The organism is Azorhizophilus paspali (genome assembly GCF_043587585.2).
Taxonomy (GTDB): domain Bacteria; phylum Pseudomonadota; class Gammaproteobacteria; order Pseudomonadales; family Pseudomonadaceae; genus Azotobacter; species Azotobacter paspali.
In genome coordinates this window covers 2773221-2787674 of the sequence record NZ_CP171449.1, presented here as the reverse complement: position 1 = coordinate 2787674, position 14454 = coordinate 2773221, and the positions used below count along the sequence as shown (strand labels likewise).

13 protein-coding genes are annotated in these 14454 nt (G+C 66.0%); 5 read left to right on the top strand and 8 right to left on the bottom strand.

All coding sequences use genetic code 11. The features are described from left to right. Positions 1-108: 108 nt before the first annotated feature. On the bottom strand, positions 109-2154 hold the full coding sequence (gene metG, locus ACGI6K_RS13580) for a methionine--tRNA ligase (RefSeq protein ID WP_376948828.1): 2046 nt from the start codon (positions 2152-2154) through the stop codon (positions 109-111). A 193-nt stretch (positions 2155-2347) separates the two neighbouring features. Between metG and apbC the strand changes: the two genes are divergently transcribed. Beyond that, entirely contained in the window at positions 2348-3442 is a 1095-nt protein-coding gene (gene apbC, locus ACGI6K_RS13575) for an iron-sulfur cluster carrier protein ApbC (protein ID WP_376948826.1), read from the top strand. Positions 3443-3507: 65 nt separating this feature from the next. Beyond that, entirely contained in the window at positions 3508-4026 is a 519-nt protein-coding gene (locus tag ACGI6K_RS13570) for a sterol desaturase family protein (protein WP_376948824.1), read from the top strand. Here the strand turns inward: ACGI6K_RS13570 and ACGI6K_RS13565 are convergent. Genes ACGI6K_RS13565 through ACGI6K_RS13545 form a run of 5 tightly spaced genes read right to left on the bottom strand, consistent with a single transcriptional unit; the run spans position 3944 to position 9669 of the window. Next, positions 3944-4906, bottom strand: coding sequence for a phytoene/squalene synthase family protein (locus tag ACGI6K_RS13565; protein WP_376948822.1), 963 nt, complete (start codon positions 4904-4906; stop codon positions 3944-3946). The two genes, ACGI6K_RS13570 and ACGI6K_RS13565, sit on opposite strands and share 83 nt — an antisense overlap. Then, on the bottom strand, positions 4903-6393 hold the full coding sequence (locus ACGI6K_RS13560) for a phytoene desaturase (protein ID WP_376948820.1): 1491 nt from the start codon (positions 6391-6393) through the stop codon (positions 4903-4905). The genes ACGI6K_RS13565 and ACGI6K_RS13560 overlap by 4 nt, the downstream gene beginning before the upstream one ends. A 1-nt stretch (position 6394) precedes the next feature. Continuing rightward, positions 6395-7564 carry a lycopene beta-cyclase CrtY gene (gene crtY / locus ACGI6K_RS13555; RefSeq protein WP_376948818.1) on the bottom strand — a complete coding sequence of 390 codons (1170 nt, stop codon included), beginning with the start codon at positions 7562-7564 and terminating at the stop codon, positions 6395-6397. Continuing rightward, entirely contained in the window at positions 7551-8834 is a 1284-nt protein-coding gene (locus tag ACGI6K_RS13550) for a glycosyltransferase (protein ID WP_376948816.1), read from the bottom strand. The genes crtY and ACGI6K_RS13550 overlap by 14 nt, the downstream gene beginning before the upstream one ends. A gap of 16 nt (positions 8835-8850) precedes the next feature. After that, on the bottom strand, positions 8851-9669 hold the full coding sequence (locus tag ACGI6K_RS13545; protein WP_376948814.1) for an alpha-hydroxy-acid oxidizing protein: 819 nt from the start codon (positions 9667-9669) through the stop codon (positions 8851-8853). A gap of 141 nt (positions 9670-9810) precedes the next feature. On the opposite strand from ACGI6K_RS13545, the gene ACGI6K_RS13540 reads away from it, so the two are divergent. From ACGI6K_RS13540 to ACGI6K_RS13530, 3 genes are all read left to right on the top strand, one after another. After that, positions 9811-10713, top strand: a complete 903-nt coding sequence (locus tag ACGI6K_RS13540; RefSeq protein WP_376948812.1) for a polyprenyl synthetase family protein — start codon at positions 9811-9813, stop codon at positions 10711-10713. A gap of 758 nt (positions 10714-11471) precedes the next feature. Continuing rightward, entirely contained in the window at positions 11472-12038 is a 567-nt protein-coding gene (gene dcd / locus ACGI6K_RS13535; RefSeq protein ID WP_376949508.1) for a dCTP deaminase, read from the top strand. A 123-nt stretch (positions 12039-12161) separates the two neighbouring features. Then, on the top strand, positions 12162-12371 hold the full coding sequence (locus ACGI6K_RS13530; protein ID WP_072432533.1) for a hypothetical protein: 210 nt from the start codon (positions 12162-12164) through the stop codon (positions 12369-12371). A 25-nt stretch (positions 12372-12396) separates the two neighbouring features. Here the strand turns inward: ACGI6K_RS13530 and ACGI6K_RS13525 are convergent, their stop codons facing one another. Both ACGI6K_RS13525 and ACGI6K_RS13520 read right to left on the bottom strand, forming a co-directional pair. After that, positions 12397-13068 carry a phosphoribosyltransferase gene (locus ACGI6K_RS13525; RefSeq protein WP_376949506.1) on the bottom strand — a complete coding sequence of 224 codons (672 nt, stop codon included), beginning with the start codon at positions 13066-13068 and terminating at the stop codon, positions 12397-12399. Positions 13069-13072: 4 nt separating this feature from the next. After that, positions 13073-14410, bottom strand: a complete 1338-nt coding sequence (locus ACGI6K_RS13520) for an erythromycin esterase family protein (RefSeq protein WP_376949504.1) — start codon at positions 14408-14410, stop codon at positions 13073-13075. Between the last annotated feature and the right edge of the window lie 44 nt (positions 14411-14454).

Here is a 14454-nt window from a genome sequence, read left to right as displayed (position 1 = left end):
AAGGTGTTCATTATATCGGGGAGGGCGCAGGGGCGAACAACCGCGGAGGCCGTTCGGCAAGGCTTGCAGGGGGTGGCCGGGGGAGGAATCCTCCACCCCCTGGCGGGATTAATGCACGCGCTGGCCAGGCTTGGCGCCGGCATCCGGGCTGAGCAGGAAGATCTCGTTGCCGCCAGGGCCGGCGGCCAGCACCATGCCCTCGGACAGGCCGAACTTCATCTTGCGCGGCGCCAGGTTGGCGACGTACAGGGTCAGGCGACCTTCTAGCTCGCTCGGCTCCGGATAAGCGCTCTTGATGCCGGAGAACACGTTGCGCTTGGCGTCGCCGATATCCAGGGTCAGGCGCAGCAGCTTATCGGCGCCCTCGACGAACTCGGCCTTCTCGATCAACGCGATACGCAGGTCGACGGCGGCGAAGGCATTGAAGTCGATTTCCGGAGCCAGCGGCTCCTTGACCAGTTCACCATTGCCTTGGGGGGCGGCGGCTTCGGTGTTCTGGGCGGCGAGGTCTTCCTTGGAGGCTTCAATCATGGCGTCGATCTTCGCGGGTTCGATACGGGTCATCAGCGGGGTGAAGGGGTTGAGCGGATGGTTGGCCAAGCGTAGTGCATGATCCTGCCAGGTCAGCGGGGCGACGTTGAGGAAAGCCTCGGCGGCGGTGGCCAGGTTGGGCAGTACGGGCTTGAGGAAGATCAACAACTGGCGGAACAGGTTGATACCGAAGGCGCAGATCTCCTGCACTTCGGCCTGCTTGCCTTCCTGTTTGTTCAATGCCCAGGGTGCCTTGTCGGCGATCCAGGCGTTGGCACGGTCGGCCAGCGCCATGATCTCGCGCATGGCGCGGCCGAAGTCACGGCCTTCGTAGGCCTCGGCAATAGCCGGAGCGGCAACCTGGAAGGCCTCCCACAGCTCCGGCTCGGGATTGGCATCGACCATCAGACCGGCGTTGCCCTTGTGGATGAAGCCGGCGCAGCGGCTGGCGATGTTGACCACCTTGCCCACCAGATCGGAATTGACCTTCTGCACGAAGTCCTCGAGGTTGAGATCGAGGTCGTCCACGCCGCGCGACAATTTGCTGGCGTAGTAGTAGCGCAGGTATTCGGGGTTGAGGTGATCGAGGTAAGTGCGCGCCTTGATGAAGGTGCCGCGCGACTTTGACATCTTCTGACCGTTGACGGTCAGGTAACCGTGCACGTTGACCGCGGTCGGCTTGCGGAAGCCCGCGCCTTCGAGCATCGCCGGCCAGAACAGGGTGTGGAAATTGACGATGTCCTTGCCGATGAAATGGTATAGCTCGGCCTTGGAGTCCTTGCACCAGAAGGCGTCGAAGTCCAGCTCGGGGCGACGCGCGCAGAGGTTCTTGAAGCTGGCCATGTAGCCGATCGGCGCATCCAGCCAGACATAGAAGTACTTGCCCGGCTCGTCGGGAATCTCGAAGCCGAAGTAGGGCGCGTCTCGGGAGATGTCCCACTCCTGCAGGCCGCCGTCCAGCCATTCGGCGATCTTGTTCGCCACCGCCTCTTGCAAGGTGCCGCTGCGGGTCCATTCTTTGAGCATGGCCTCGAAGTCCGGCAGCTTGAAGAAGAAATGCTTGGAATCCTTGAGCACCGGCGTGGCCCCGGAAATAGCCGAGCGCGGGTCTTTCAGTTCGGTCGGCTCATAGGTGGCGCCGCACTTCTCGCAGTTGTCGCCGTACTGGTCCTCGGCACCGCACTTCGGACAGGTGCCCTTGATGAATCGGTCGGCGAGGAACATGCCCTTCTCGGGGTCGAAATACTGGGTCACCGAGCGGGTAGCGATGTGTCCGGCGTCGCGCAGGCGGAGATAGATGGCCTCCGACAGAGCACGGTTCTCTTTGGCGTGGGTGGAGTGGTAATTGTCGAAATCCACCAGAAAGTCGGCGAAGTCGGCGCTGTGCTCGGCCTGTACGTAGGCGATCAACTGCTCCGGGGTGATGCCTTCCTTCTCGGCGCGCAACATGATCGCCGAGCCGTGGGCATCGTCGGCGCAGACGTATACGCACTGGTTGCCGCGTTGCTTCTGGAAGCGCACCCAGATGTCGGTCTGGATGTGCTCGAGCATGTGGCCCAGATGGATCGAGCCGTTGGCATAGGGCAGGGCGCTGGTGACGAGGATCTGGCGAGCTTCGGGCATGGTCTGTGCGGTCGGGATTGCGGAAGGGAAAGTCCGTGAGTGTAAGGCCGTAGCGGTTTTTTTTCATCCGCGGGGAGGCTCGTGGAAGTCGGCGTGGAGGCTTCTTCCATGATGGTTGCCGCCCGAGCATGTCGATCGGGCCGGGCTCGGCTATCATGGCCATCCGTTTCAGTCGGTTTTTCGGGAGCAGCCCATGTCCGTCACTCGCGAAGCGGTGGAAACCGCACTGCGTCAGTACTTCGACCCCCATCTCAAGCAGGACCCGGTCAGCGCCGGCTGCGTCCGCGATATTGCCATTCGGGACGGCCAGGTCGGCGTGCGGCTGGAACTCGGCTATGCCGCCGGGTTGTTCAAAGATGGCTGGGCGCAACTGCTCGAAACCGGCCTGAAAAGCCTCGACGGCGTGCGCGAAGCGCGCGTGCAAGTGGACTCTGTGATCGCTCCGCACAAGGCCCTGGAACAGGTGCAGGGTTTGCAGGGGGTGAAGAACGTCATCGCCGTGGCTTCCGGCAAGGGCGGGGTGGGCAAGTCCACCACCGCGGCCAACCTAGCCCTGGCCCTGGCCCGCGAAGGCGCACGGGTCGGCATGCTCGATGCGGACATCTACGGCCCCAGCCAGGGAATCATGTTCGGCATTCCCGAAGGCAGCCGTCCGCAGGTCCGCGACCAGAAGGCTTTCATCCCGCTGCAGGCTCATGGCGTGCAGCTGATGTCCATGGCCTTTCTCACCGACGACGACACGCCCATGGTCTGGCGTGGGCCTGTGGTTTCCGGCGCACTCATGCAACTGGCCACCCAGACCGATTGGGACAACCTCGACTACCTAGTGGTGGACATGCCGCCCGGTACCGGCGACATCCAACTGACCCTGGCGCAGAAGGTGCCGGTGGCCGGTGCGGTGATCGTCACCACGCCGCAGGACCTCGCTCTGCTGGATGCCAGGAAGGGAGTGGAGATGTTCCGCAAGGTGAACATTCCGGTGCTCGGCGTGGTAGAGAACATGGCCGTGCATATCTGCTCCAAGTGCGGACATGCCGAGCACCTGTTCGGCGAGGGCGGCGGCGAGAAGCTGGCGGCCCAGTACAACGTCGAACTGCTCGCCTCCCTGCCGCTGTCCATGGAGATCCGTAGCCAGGCCGACGCCGGCCGGCCGACGGTGATCGCCGACCCGGACAGCCCGGTTACCCTGATCTACCAGCAGATAGCTCGCACCGTCGGCGCGCGCATCGCCCAGAGCGTGCAGATCGTCGCCCAATCGATGCCAAAGATTGTGATCAGCGAGGATTGAAGTCAGGGGTTGTCCGCAGCCGGCGTCTTCTAGACTGAGGGCAACTCCACTGCCGAAGGTCCACCATGCGCCTGCTGCTCGACACCCTGATAGTGCTCGCCACCGTCGCCATAATGGAGGCGGTGGCCTGGGCCTCGCACAAGTACGTGATGCACGGCTGGGGCTGGGGCTGGCATCGCTCGCACCACGAGCCACGCCATGGCTGGTTCGAGAAGAACGATCTCTATGCGCTGGTGTTCGCCGGCCTCGCCATCCTTCTGATCGCTTTGGGCACGGTCGGTCTCTGGCCGCTGCAATGGATCGGCGCCGGCATGACCCTTTACGGCCTTCTCTACTTTCTCGCCCACGACGCCCTGGTGCATCGGCGCTGGGGGCTGCGCTACGTACCGCGCAGCGGCTACCTCAAGCGCTTGTACCAAGCGCACCGGCTGCACCATACGGTGCCGGGACGCGATGGCTGCGTTTCCTTCGGTTTCCTGTACGCGCCCAGGCTGGACATCCTCAGGGGGCAATTGCGGCGCCTGCATGGCAAGCCGCTGCAGAGGGGCGCGACCGGGTCCATAGGCCCGCGGGCCGCGGACTAGACCTGCCGAGGCGCGAGACCAGCGCCTGCAGGCCGCCGACGGAGGCCAGGCACAGCTTGTCCGTCCTGCTCGTGGCGAGGCGCGAGTCCCAGGCGGCGGGACCGGCCGCCTTCACCCTGATGCCGATCTGCCGATAGACCGCCCGTGCCGTGGCGACAGCCCAGGCCGAGCGTGGCGGCAGCGCCGCCAATCCGCCGAGCGCCGAGGCGTAGTATGGCTCGGCTGCATTCACCAGGCGTCCGGCCAGGCATGCCAGCGCCGGGCGATGCCGGGGGGCGCTCAGCGCCTCGGGCGGCACGCCGGCCTCGTCCAGCCACTGCGCCGGCAGGTAGAGGCGGCCGATAGCGTGATCGTCGAGGATGTCGCGAGCAATGTTGGTCAACTGGAAGGCCAGGCCCAGATCGCAGGCGCGGTCCAGGATGTCCTCGTCGCGCACGCCCATCACCAGCGCCATCATCACGCCGACCACTCCGGCGACGTGGTAGCAGTAGTCCAGGGTGTCGGCGAAGCTGTGGTAGCGTCGGCCCTCCACGTCCATGCGAAAGCCGGCCAGGTGATCGAGCGGATAGCGCTCGGGGATGCCATGCCGGCCGACCACCTCCTGCAGCGCGGCGAAGGCGGGGTCGGCTGGGGGATCGCCGGCGCAGACGCGGCGAGTGGCTACCTCGAGCCGGGCGAGACAGGCTGGATCGGCGCCGGGCAGTCCGTTGCCGAAGCCGTGGGACTGGCCATCGATCGCATCGTCGCAGTGTCGGCACCAGGTGTAGAGCAGCACCGTGCTGCGCCGGGTCGATGCGTCGAACAGCCGGGCGGCGGCGGCGAAGCTCTTCGAGCCTGCGGCGATGCTCCGGCTGGCGTGTTCGAATAAAAGATCGCTCATCCAGCCAGCTCCTCGATCATCAGCCCCGCGGTGGCTTTGGCCGAGCCGACCACCCCCGGCAGGCCGGCGCCTGGGTGGGTGCCGGCGCCGACGATATAGAGATTGGCGATCTCGTCGTCGCGGTTGTGCGGACGGAACCAGGCGCTCTGGGTGAGGGTGGGTTCCAGGGAAAAGGCCGAGCCCAGGTGGGCGTTCAGCTCATCGCGGAAATTCAGCGGGGTGAAGATGCGGCAGGTCACCAGGTCCTGGCGCAGATTTGGGATGTAGTGGCGTTCCAGGTAGGCGAGGATGCGGTCGCGGTAGCGCGCTCCTTCCTGCGCCCAGTCGATGGCGGCGCGCCCCAGATGCGGGACCGGCGCCAGCACGTAGAAGCCGGAGCAGCCCGGTGGCGCCAGCGAGGGATCGGTGATGCAGGGCGCGTGCAGATAGAGGGAGAAGTCCTCAGCTAGGCCCGTGCCCTTGAAGATTTCCTCGATCAGGCCGCGATAGCGCGGGCCGAAGCACACCGTGTGGTGTTGCAGGTGCGGGTGCTGGCGCTTCAGGCCGAAGTAGACGACGAACAGCGACATGCTGAAGCGCTTGCCCGCGAGCCGCCGGCCCTCCCGGCGGCCACGCTCGTGCTGGCCGAGCAGTTCGCGATAGGTGTGCACGACGTCGGCGTTGGAGGCGACGACATCGGCCGGAAAACGCCTACCATCGGTGCAGATCGCCGCGCTCAGGCGCCGGCCCTCGGCGGTCAGGCGCGCCACTGGCGCGTTCAGCTCCAGTCGCCCGCCGAGCTCCTCGAACAGTTGCACCAGGGCGCGCACCAAGGCGCCGGTGCCGCCGCGCGGGAACCAGATGCCCCAGCGCCGCTCGAGGGCATGGATCAACGCATAGATCGAGGAGGTGGCGAAGGGATTGCCGCCGACCAGCAGCGAATGGAAGGAGAAGGCCTGACGCAGCTTGTCGTCTTCGATGAAGGACGAAACCATCCCGTACACACTACGCCAGGCCTGCAGCCGGACCAATTGCGGCGCCGCCATGACCATGCGGTCGAAAGTCAAGAAGGGCACGCTGCCGAGCTTCAGGTAACCGGCTTCAAATACAGCCCGGGAATAATCGAGAAAACGCCGGTAGCCGTCGACATCCGCCGGATTGCGTGATCGGATCTGGCTGTCCAGCAGGGTCTGGTCGTTGACGTAATCGAAGCGGCTGCCGTCCTCCCAGCACAGCCGGTAGAAGGGGCTGACCGGCAGTAGCTCCACGTAGTCGGCCAGACGCCGGCCACTCGAGGTGAATAGCTCCTCCAGCGCCGAGGGATCGGTGATCACCGTGGGGCCGGCATCGAAGACGAAGCCTCGATCCTCGTAGACGTAGGCGCGGCCGCCCGGCTTGTCGCGCTTCTCCAGAACAGTGGTCTGGATCCCGGCGGCCTGCAGGCGGATGGCCAAAGCCAGGCCGCCGAAGCCGGCGCCGATCACCACGGCGTATTTCCCTGTGCTCATTTCAACTCCCTTGTCGATGCAGGTCCCTGGTCAGCGCCGCCCTCAGCGCCTGGACGAGGGGCACCGGCGGCTTGCCGGTGAGAATGCGCAGTTTGTCACCAGCACGCAGACGGCCGGCGTAGAAGCGCCGGATCAGAGCCTCCGGCAGGCCGTAGAAGCGTTGCATCACCCGCCAGCGGTCTTCCGGTGCGCCGGCGAGGAACAGCATGCGGTTGAGCAGGCGGAAAAAGCCCTGGCGGCGCCACTCGGCGCGTAGGGTCGTCTGGATTTCTGCAGCCAGATTGGCGGCGTCGAGCCGCGGCAGGGCGGCGATGCGCTCGGCCAGGCGAACCGCATGGGGCAGCGAATAGCCGGTGGTGGCGTGGAACAGGCCGGCGGCTAGACCGCTGCACGGCTGGTCGCCCATTTCCCGGCAAAAGCCCTCGAGATCGCCGTTGAGGATGATCGGCAACACGCCCTGTTCCTCGCGTAGCACCTCCAGGATGCGCCAGCCATGCTGCGCGGCGTACTCGTCGATCCGTGCGCGCAGGGCTGCGGGGGCCAAAGTCTCGCCGTCGGCATAGTAGGTGTCCTCGATCAGCAGGCGGTCGGGGCCGAAGGGCAGCAGGTAGACGAACCGGTAGCCCTCGCGCTGGGCGACGCCGGCGTCCATCAGCACCGGTATGTCGAGCCCGTGCGGCGCCGCCAGACGCACCTCGCGGCCGAAAAATTTCTGGTAGCCGAGCGACAGGTGCGCACTGGAGCGCGGGCCGCGGCCGTCGATCACTGCGCGGGCACTGACGCTGCTGCCATCGGCCAGCTCCACGCGCTGCGGACTCAGGCTGCACACTTTGTTGCCGAGCTGTACCTGACCGACGAGGCGTGCGCACAGTTGGGCGTCGAAGTGCGCGGAGGCGATCGACGCATAGCTGCCGTGCAGGATGCGCCGTCGCTTGGGAAAGCGCACCTCGTAACCGGGCCAGCGGTGACTCACCAGCGGCGCCAGCCAAGCGTGCTGTTGTGAAGTCAGATCATCCTGGTGGAACGACCAGGTGTGATTGCCGCCGAGTACCGGGCCCCGTTCCAGCAGCAGCAAGCGCAGCGCCGGATGCAGCTCGGCCAGACGCCAGGCGATCAGGCCGTTGGCCAGGCCGCCGCCGACCAAGATGAGGTCGTAGTCAGGCCGCGGCATGGAGAACCGGCCGTCCGCTTTTCAGCACCGCTTCGACGATGTCGGCGGCGCGCTCGGCGCCGCCCGACTGTCTGGCTTCGCTTCCGATCCGCGCAGCACGCTCGGCGAAGGCCGGCTCGTCCAGCAGCCGGCGCAGCAGGCGACGCAGCGTGCTGCACCGGGCTAGCAGCGGGGAGGCACGCAGCCCTGCGCCGGCATACACCACCCGGGCGGCGATTGCCGGCTGATCGAAGGCAATCGGCAAGGCGAGCATCGGCGTGCCGGCGACCAGGGCGTCGAGCACGGTGTTCAGTCCGGCATGGGTAATCGTCACGTCGGCCTGGGCCAGGGCCGCGCACTGCGGGGCGAAGTCGGTCACCCAAGTAGCGCCCGCCGCTTGCAGTGCACGCACCTGGCCGGGGTCCAGTCGGCCGCAGTGCGCCAGCAGGAGTTGCAGGTCGAGGTCGCGACAGGCCATGGCTATACGCCGAAATAGACCGAAGCGGCCGCCCTGCAGAGTTCCTAGCGACGCGAAGACGAACGGTCGCCCAGCGTCGACTGGCAGGTCCAGCAACGCCGCGCCCTGGTTCGATGAGCGCAGCGGGCCGACCGGGTGAAAGTGCGCTGGGGCCTCCTGGCGCGGAAAGTCGAAGCCGGCAAGGGTCTGGCTGATCTGGGCGAAGGGCGACAGGCACTGGTGTAGGCTGTCGCGTGGCGGCAGGCCGAAGGCCTCGGCATGCTTGGCGATGATTTTCTTATGGGGCCGCATCAGGTAATCGTAGACCCGGCTGCTGCTGCGGTTGAGATGCTCGCCAAAGGGTGAGACGGCATAGCTCCAGGGCATCACCGGCAGCGGCAGGCGCGGCTCGCGATTGACCGGCAGGGCGCAGGCCACCGAAACCCAGGGCAGGCCCAGGTATTCGGCGAGCAGTCCGCCAGCAGCCTCCATCTGATCGGCGATCAGCGCCTCGACGCCGAGCGCGCGCAGTAGCTTCGGTCCTTCGCGGCAGAGCATGTCGGTGCCACGAGCCATGTCCTGGATCACCCGTCGCAGGCCGAACGGGGCGCCGGGATGCCCGGCGTGGGCGATGACCGTGGCGAGCGAGCCGGGCGGATGCGAAGCCTGGCCGAGGGCGGCGAATCCGATCTGCGGCTGTCTCAGCAGGACGCGGGTATCCTCCTGCTGGACGAAAGTGACCCGGTGCCCACACATGATCAGCCGCTCGGCCAGCGCTTCCAGTGCCCAGAAATGGCCGGCGAAGGGTGGGGCGATGACGGCGAAGTGGCTCATCCCTGAGCTCCGGCGACTAGAGAGGCGGCTGGGCCGGCGACCGCACGCGCGCCTGGCGCGGGGCCGTCAGATCTGCCGAGCCGGTACGGAAGCAGTCGATGCGCAGTTGCTCGATGATCACGTTGAAATGCTCGATCACCGCCTTGCTGGAGCGCAGCGCGCCGGGCAGGGCCGCAGGGGCCTGGCCGACCAGGTCGCCCCCCAGACGGATCGCCTTTGCCAGATCCACGCCATCACGTATCCCATCCGAGGCGATCAGCGGCGTCCCCAGGCAAGCCTGGTGTACCTCGCGCAGCGCCTCGGCGGCAGGGATGCCCCAGTCGGCGAAGGCCAGCGCGGCCTGCTTCTGGGCCGGGGTGCGTGCCCGCTGCGCCTCGACCGTGACCCAGTTGGTGCCGCCGGCACCGGCGACGTCGATCACCGTGACGCTCGCCGCGACCAGGTGCCGTACCATCGCGGCGCTGATGCCGGCGCCGACCTCCTTGACTACCAGTGGCACGCCCAAGCCGTGGTCGGTACCGGTTTCCAGGGCGATACGCTGGGAACCGACGCCCAAGGCGATGCCGAGTGCCTGCGCCGCCTCGGCCAGATGACGGTTGATGGTCGCGGCCTGGGCGGGGCCGCCGGTCATGGAGCTGATCAGCAGTGGTGCGCGCAGGGGGCAGCCGAGGAAGGTGGTGCCCAGATTGATCTGTTGCAGGTGCAACTCCGGTAGCGCGCAATGCTCGAAGGCAAAGGCGGCGAAGCCGGTGCTACCGTTCCGCTTGGTCCGGGACGGGTCGAGGACGATGTCCAGATGGTCGTTCTTGCGCGCCGCCAGTTCGTCTCCTGCCATCGCCGTTCCCTGATTCGGTGGAGTAGGACTGCGGAGGTCGGGAAATCTTTCCGTTAAGATTGTATAAAATTGGAAATATGTACAAGAATTTTAGCATTCTTTCTTCCCTCGCCTTTTCAGAAAACGGAGTTTCTGGACCCTATGGCAATTTCACTTGTGCCACCCCAACGCGACACCTTCGCCGACGGCCTCGGCGCGCTGCGTGGGCGGATCGACCGGCGTCTGGCGCATCTGCTGTCCACGTCCGCGGATGAGAGCGACCTGATCGGCGCGGCGATGGAAGCTGCGCTGCTCTCGCCCGGCAAGCGGGTGCGTCCGCTGATAGTGGTGCTGGCAGGATGCCAGTTGGGCGCCCGCGAGGCGCCGCTGCTGGATCTGGGGTGTGCGCTCGAGATGGTCCATGCTGCTTCCCTGGTGCTCGACGACATGCCCTGCATGGACGATGCGTGCCTGCGCCGGGGTTTGCCAACCGTGCATGTGCGCTTCGGCGAGGATATCGCCGTGCTGACGGCGGTAGCGCTGCTCGGTCAGGCCTTCAAGGTGATTTCCAGTACATCCGAGCTACCGTCGTTGCTGCGTGCCCAGCTGGTCGGCGTGCTCGCCGACGCGGTGGGGGCACAGGGATTGGTGCGTGGCCAGTATCAGGATCTGCGCGAAGGCAGCCGGCCGCGCCGGGTCGGCGAGATCACCGCAACCAATCACCTGAAGACCGGGGCGCTATTCGCTGCGGCCTTGGAGATGGCGGCGCAGGTCGCGCATGCCCACGATGACGTGCGCATGACCCTGCGCGAGGCGGCGCTCGAATTGGGGCAGGCCTTCCAATTGTACGACGACCTCTGCGACGGCGCTTCGGATGCGCCGCTGTGCAAGGACTTAGGCAAGGATGCTGGCAAGTCGACCCTGGTCGCCCTGCTCGGGCAGGAAGCGGCCAGGCAGCGTCTGTACGGGCACGTGCAGCGTATCGCTACCCTGCTGAGTGGCGTGTACGGGCCGGATTGCCCGCTTCTGCGGCTCCTCTACCTGCTGTTTCCGCGTCTGTACTAGGCCGGGGCAATCGCATGAAGTGCTCGCTCGATACCGGACTGGAAAGGTTGTGTGAGCCTTGGCATGGCTGCTTGCCGAGGGACCGGACAGTCCCTGTTGAGAAAACGCGCCCGATCATTCGGCCCCGGTTACGCCGGGGTTCCCTCGCTCCGGTGTCGCTCCGAGGGTCGTCGCACAAGGGGCATCCATGCCCCTCGTACGACTCTCGCCGCCTCCCCGCCGCTCGCCCCTCTACGCGACACCTGCGCTCGGCCTTCTGAACGGGAGTCGGGCTCCGGGTTGCCTGAAAGCGCTTTCGCTCTTGTGGCACGGCTTGTCAGGCCGCGCCGGATGCCCCCTTCAGAAGGCCGAGCGGAATCGTCGTGGAAGGGGTCGAGCGGCAAGGATGCCGCGAGAGCCGCGATGGGCCATGGCATGGATGGCCCTTCGCGGCGAGCCCCTGGAACGACGATGCAGGGAGGGAACCCGGAGCGAAGCGCAGGGCCGGATGAGGGGGTGGCCTTCTTTTGGGTTACTTTTTCGTGGCCAGGCAAGAAAAAGTGACTCGGCCGGGGGCCGAAACAGAAGGTATCCGACCACTCGGCAAGCAGCCAATGCACTGGATCCGAAGACCACGCCGGAACGACCAAGCACACAACCTTTCCAGCCCAGTATCGGGCAGGCATTCCATGCGATTGCCCTGAGGGGCTGGCGCTTTGAAGGCGTCGGGACAGCCGTTGAGTTAATATGCGCACCTCATTTTCTGCAGGACTGCCGTCATGACCATCAAATCGGACAAGTGGATTCGCCGCATGGCCCGGGAGCAAGGCATGATCGAGCCCTTCGTCGAGCGTCAAGTGCGCACCGAGGGCAGCGAGCGGCTGATTTCCTACGGCGTATCCAGCTACGGCTACGACGTGCGCTGTGCCGACGAGTTCAAGGTTTTCACCAACATCCACTCGGCCACCGTCGATCCGAAGAATTTCGATGAGAGGAGCTTCGTGGACGTCAAGGGAGCGGTCTGCATCATTCCGCCGAACTCCTTCGCCCTGGCGCGCACCGTCGAGTATTTCCGCATCCCGCGCAACGTGTTGACCATCTGCCTAGGCAAGAGCACCTATGCCCGCTGCGGCATCATTGTCAATGTCACCCCTTTGGAGCCGGAGTGGGAGGGTCATGTGACCCTGGAGTTCTCCAACACCACCACCCTGCCGGCAAAGATTTATGCCAACGAGGGCGTGGCGCAGATGCTCTTCCTCGAGTCCGACGAGTCTTGCGAGGTGTCCTATAAGGACCGTGGCGGCAAGTATCAGGGGCAGATCGGAGTGACCCTGCCGAAGGCATGAGCGGCAGCGCCAGCCCTGCCATCGGACTGGCGGCGGCGCGGGGGAATTACTTCAGTCCGGCGGACTCTACCGACTGTAGTCATCGGACCGGCAGCGCGCCGTCCCTCACAGTCGGAGGTCGTCATGGAAATCCGTCGTCACAGCGAACCCCTTCATCTGTCCTCGATAGCGGGGCAGGCACTGCCCGGCCGGTTCTGGTCGGCTGGAAATCCCGCCGGCGATCCGGAGCCGGGCGTACCGGGTCAACCCAACGAGCCCGGTGTGCCGACGCAACCGAGCGAGCCGGGAGAGCCGACCCGGCCGGACCAACCGCCACCGGCGCCGGTGGCCTGAGCGTCCGCCCGGACACGGCGCTCGTTCAGCGGGCGCTGTGCCGCGCTTCGGCCAGCAGATCGGCGACTTCGCGGTTGGTGGTTTCGTCGAAGTCGCCATAATGGCGCGCGATCGAGTCGAAAGGCTCGGGCATGGCCAGGCAGACCAGTTCGTCCACCAATCTTTGCAGATCCTGGGCGACCGCTCGGGGTGCGACCGGCACGGCCAGGATCAACTGTCCGGGGGCGGACTTGGCCAGTCCTTTCAAGGCCGCCCGCACGCTGCTGCCGGTGTCGATGCCGTCGTCCACCAGAATCACGCAGCGGTCGACCACGGGTATCGGCGGCTCGCGGCAATACAGTTGCCGGGTACGCTCCAGCTCTTGCAACTGGCGCTGTATTTCCGCCTCGAACCAGCCGGCCGGGGGGCGCACCTGGCGTATCACTTCCTCGTTGACGACGAACTGCGGATGGGTCCCATCGATCACCGCGCCGAGCGCGAGCCCGCTGTGTCCGGGGGCGCCGATCCGACGCACCAGCAGAATGTCCAGCTCGGCGTGCAGCATCCTGGCGGCCTCGAAGGCGACCGGGACGCCGCCGCGGGGCAGGGCGAGCACCAGCGGACGCTCCGCCGCATGGGGCATCAACGCTTCGGCCAGCTCCAGGCCGGCGCTGCGACGGTCGAGGAACAGGTGAGGGGCGTGGCAGATTCCATGCATGGGCTCATTCTCCGAACGGGTAGGTTTCGGCCTGCCCCGCCTGTGGCTGGCGGGGTCCTAGGGGCGTGACGGCATGGGTTTCCTCCAGCCAGATCCAGGCATCAAACTGCTCGGCCAGTACGGCTTCGAAGTAATGGCTTTGGCGCTCGCTCTCCGGACGGTAGATCACGCCGATGGCACGTTCCAGCAAGGTTTCGGAGAGAGCCGCGCGCAATTCGATGGATGGATTGTCACGCCAATCGGTGAGGGTGGCGGGAAAGCCGGTCTGCAGGAACAGGCGTTCCCAACTGTCCGGGCGCGAGGGGCAGACCCTCTTGATGCGCATCGGCTCGTCCCACTCGCTGGCGCACGCTACTTCGCCGCGGTCAGTGCCCATGCCGATCAGGACGGCATCCCTGCCCCAAGCGGTGCGGCACAGTTCGCCGATGTTGAACTCGCCGGCCCAGCCCATGGCCGTCGCGTTGGCGTTGCCGATGTGCGAATTGTGTGCCCAGACCACCGCCCTGGCCTCGGGGCCGCGGTGTTCCAGCAGATGGCGCAGGGTATCGAACATGTGCCGGTCGCGCAGGTTCCAGGAGGCGCTCGATCCGTGGTACATGATCCGGTAGTAGTGCTCGGCGGCCTGTACCACACGGGCATTCTGGGTGGCCTCGAAGAAGTCTTCGCCATCCCGGCCGAGGGCTTCCAGGCGTAGTTCGAGCAGGCTGCGCAACTGCTCGATCACCGCCTCCTTGCAGGACTGGTGACCGTAGAGGACGTCGCGGCCATAGCGGGCCGGTGTGTCCCTCCAGGGCATCAGGCAGCCGTAGCGTTCACGTGCGGCCTGGGCCGCCTGGATGTCGGTCTTGTCCAGGTAGTCGAGCACCGCGCGGATCGAGGCGACCATGCTGTAGACATCCAGGCCGCGGAACTCGACGCGCCGTTCATATGGCAGGTCCCGGTTGAAGCGATTCAGCCAGTCGCAGAACTCGGCGACCTCCAGGTTGCGCCACATCCAGGTCGGAAAGCGCTGGAAGGCCTGGCGCTCCCAGTCGGTTAGTCGCTGCCGACGCACGTGCTGGTCGATTCGGGCGGCGTCCGGCCAGTCGGCCTCGACGGCGACGATGTTGAAGCCATGCCGTTCGATCAATCGCCGGGTGATCGCCGCACGGGTACGGTAGAACTCGGATGTGCCATGGCTGGCTTCGCCGATCAGCACTACCCGGGCATCGCCATAACGATCGAACAGGCTGGCGAACGCCTCGCTGTCGAGCGCAGGCAGGGAAATGGCATGGCGACGCAGCAGCTCCACATGCTCCAAGGTCTCCGGTGCAGCGGAGCGGGTATCGGAAAGCTTTCTCATGCGGGCCTCCTGAAAGGCCTGTCCCTGCCGATGGATTCGGGACA

What these genes read in the sequence shown, in the direction of transcription:
- ACGI6K_RS13560 (WP_376948820.1), bottom strand. Translation starts at nt 6,393, where the DNA reads ATGAGCACAGGGAAATACGCCGTGGTGATCGGCGCCGGCTTCGGCGGC.
- ACGI6K_RS13530 (WP_072432533.1), top strand. Translation starts at nt 12,162, where the DNA reads ATGGAAATCCGTCGTCACAGCGAACCCCTTCATCTGTCCTCGATAGCG.
- metG (WP_376948828.1), bottom strand. Translation starts at nt 2,154, where the DNA reads ATGCCCGAAGCTCGCCAGATCCTCGTCACCAGCGCCCTGCCCTATGCC.
- ACGI6K_RS13525 (WP_376949506.1), bottom strand. Translation starts at nt 13,068, where the DNA reads ATGCATGGAATCTGCCACGCCCCTCACCTGTTCCTCGACCGTCGCAGC.
- ACGI6K_RS13570 (WP_376948824.1), top strand. Translation starts at nt 3,508, where the DNA reads ATGCGCCTGCTGCTCGACACCCTGATAGTGCTCGCCACCGTCGCCATA.
- apbC (WP_376948826.1), top strand. Translation starts at nt 2,348, where the DNA reads ATGTCCGTCACTCGCGAAGCGGTGGAAACCGCACTGCGTCAGTACTTC.
- ACGI6K_RS13565 (WP_376948822.1), bottom strand. Translation starts at nt 4,906, where the DNA reads ATGAGCGATCTTTTATTCGAACACGCCAGCCGGAGCATCGCCGCAGGC.
- crtY (WP_376948818.1), bottom strand. Translation starts at nt 7,564, where the DNA reads ATGCCGCGGCCTGACTACGACCTCATCTTGGTCGGCGGCGGCCTGGCC.
- ACGI6K_RS13520 (WP_376949504.1), bottom strand. Translation starts at nt 14,410, where the DNA reads ATGAGAAAGCTTTCCGATACCCGCTCCGCTGCACCGGAGACCTTGGAG.
- dcd (WP_376949508.1), top strand. Translation starts at nt 11,472, where the DNA reads ATGACCATCAAATCGGACAAGTGGATTCGCCGCATGGCCCGGGAGCAA.
- ACGI6K_RS13540 (WP_376948812.1), top strand. Translation starts at nt 9,811, where the DNA reads ATGGCAATTTCACTTGTGCCACCCCAACGCGACACCTTCGCCGACGGC.
- ACGI6K_RS13545 (WP_376948814.1), bottom strand. Translation starts at nt 9,669, where the DNA reads ATGGCAGGAGACGAACTGGCGGCGCGCAAGAACGACCATCTGGACATC.
- ACGI6K_RS13550 (WP_376948816.1), bottom strand. Translation starts at nt 8,834, where the DNA reads ATGAGCCACTTCGCCGTCATCGCCCCACCCTTCGCCGGCCATTTCTGG.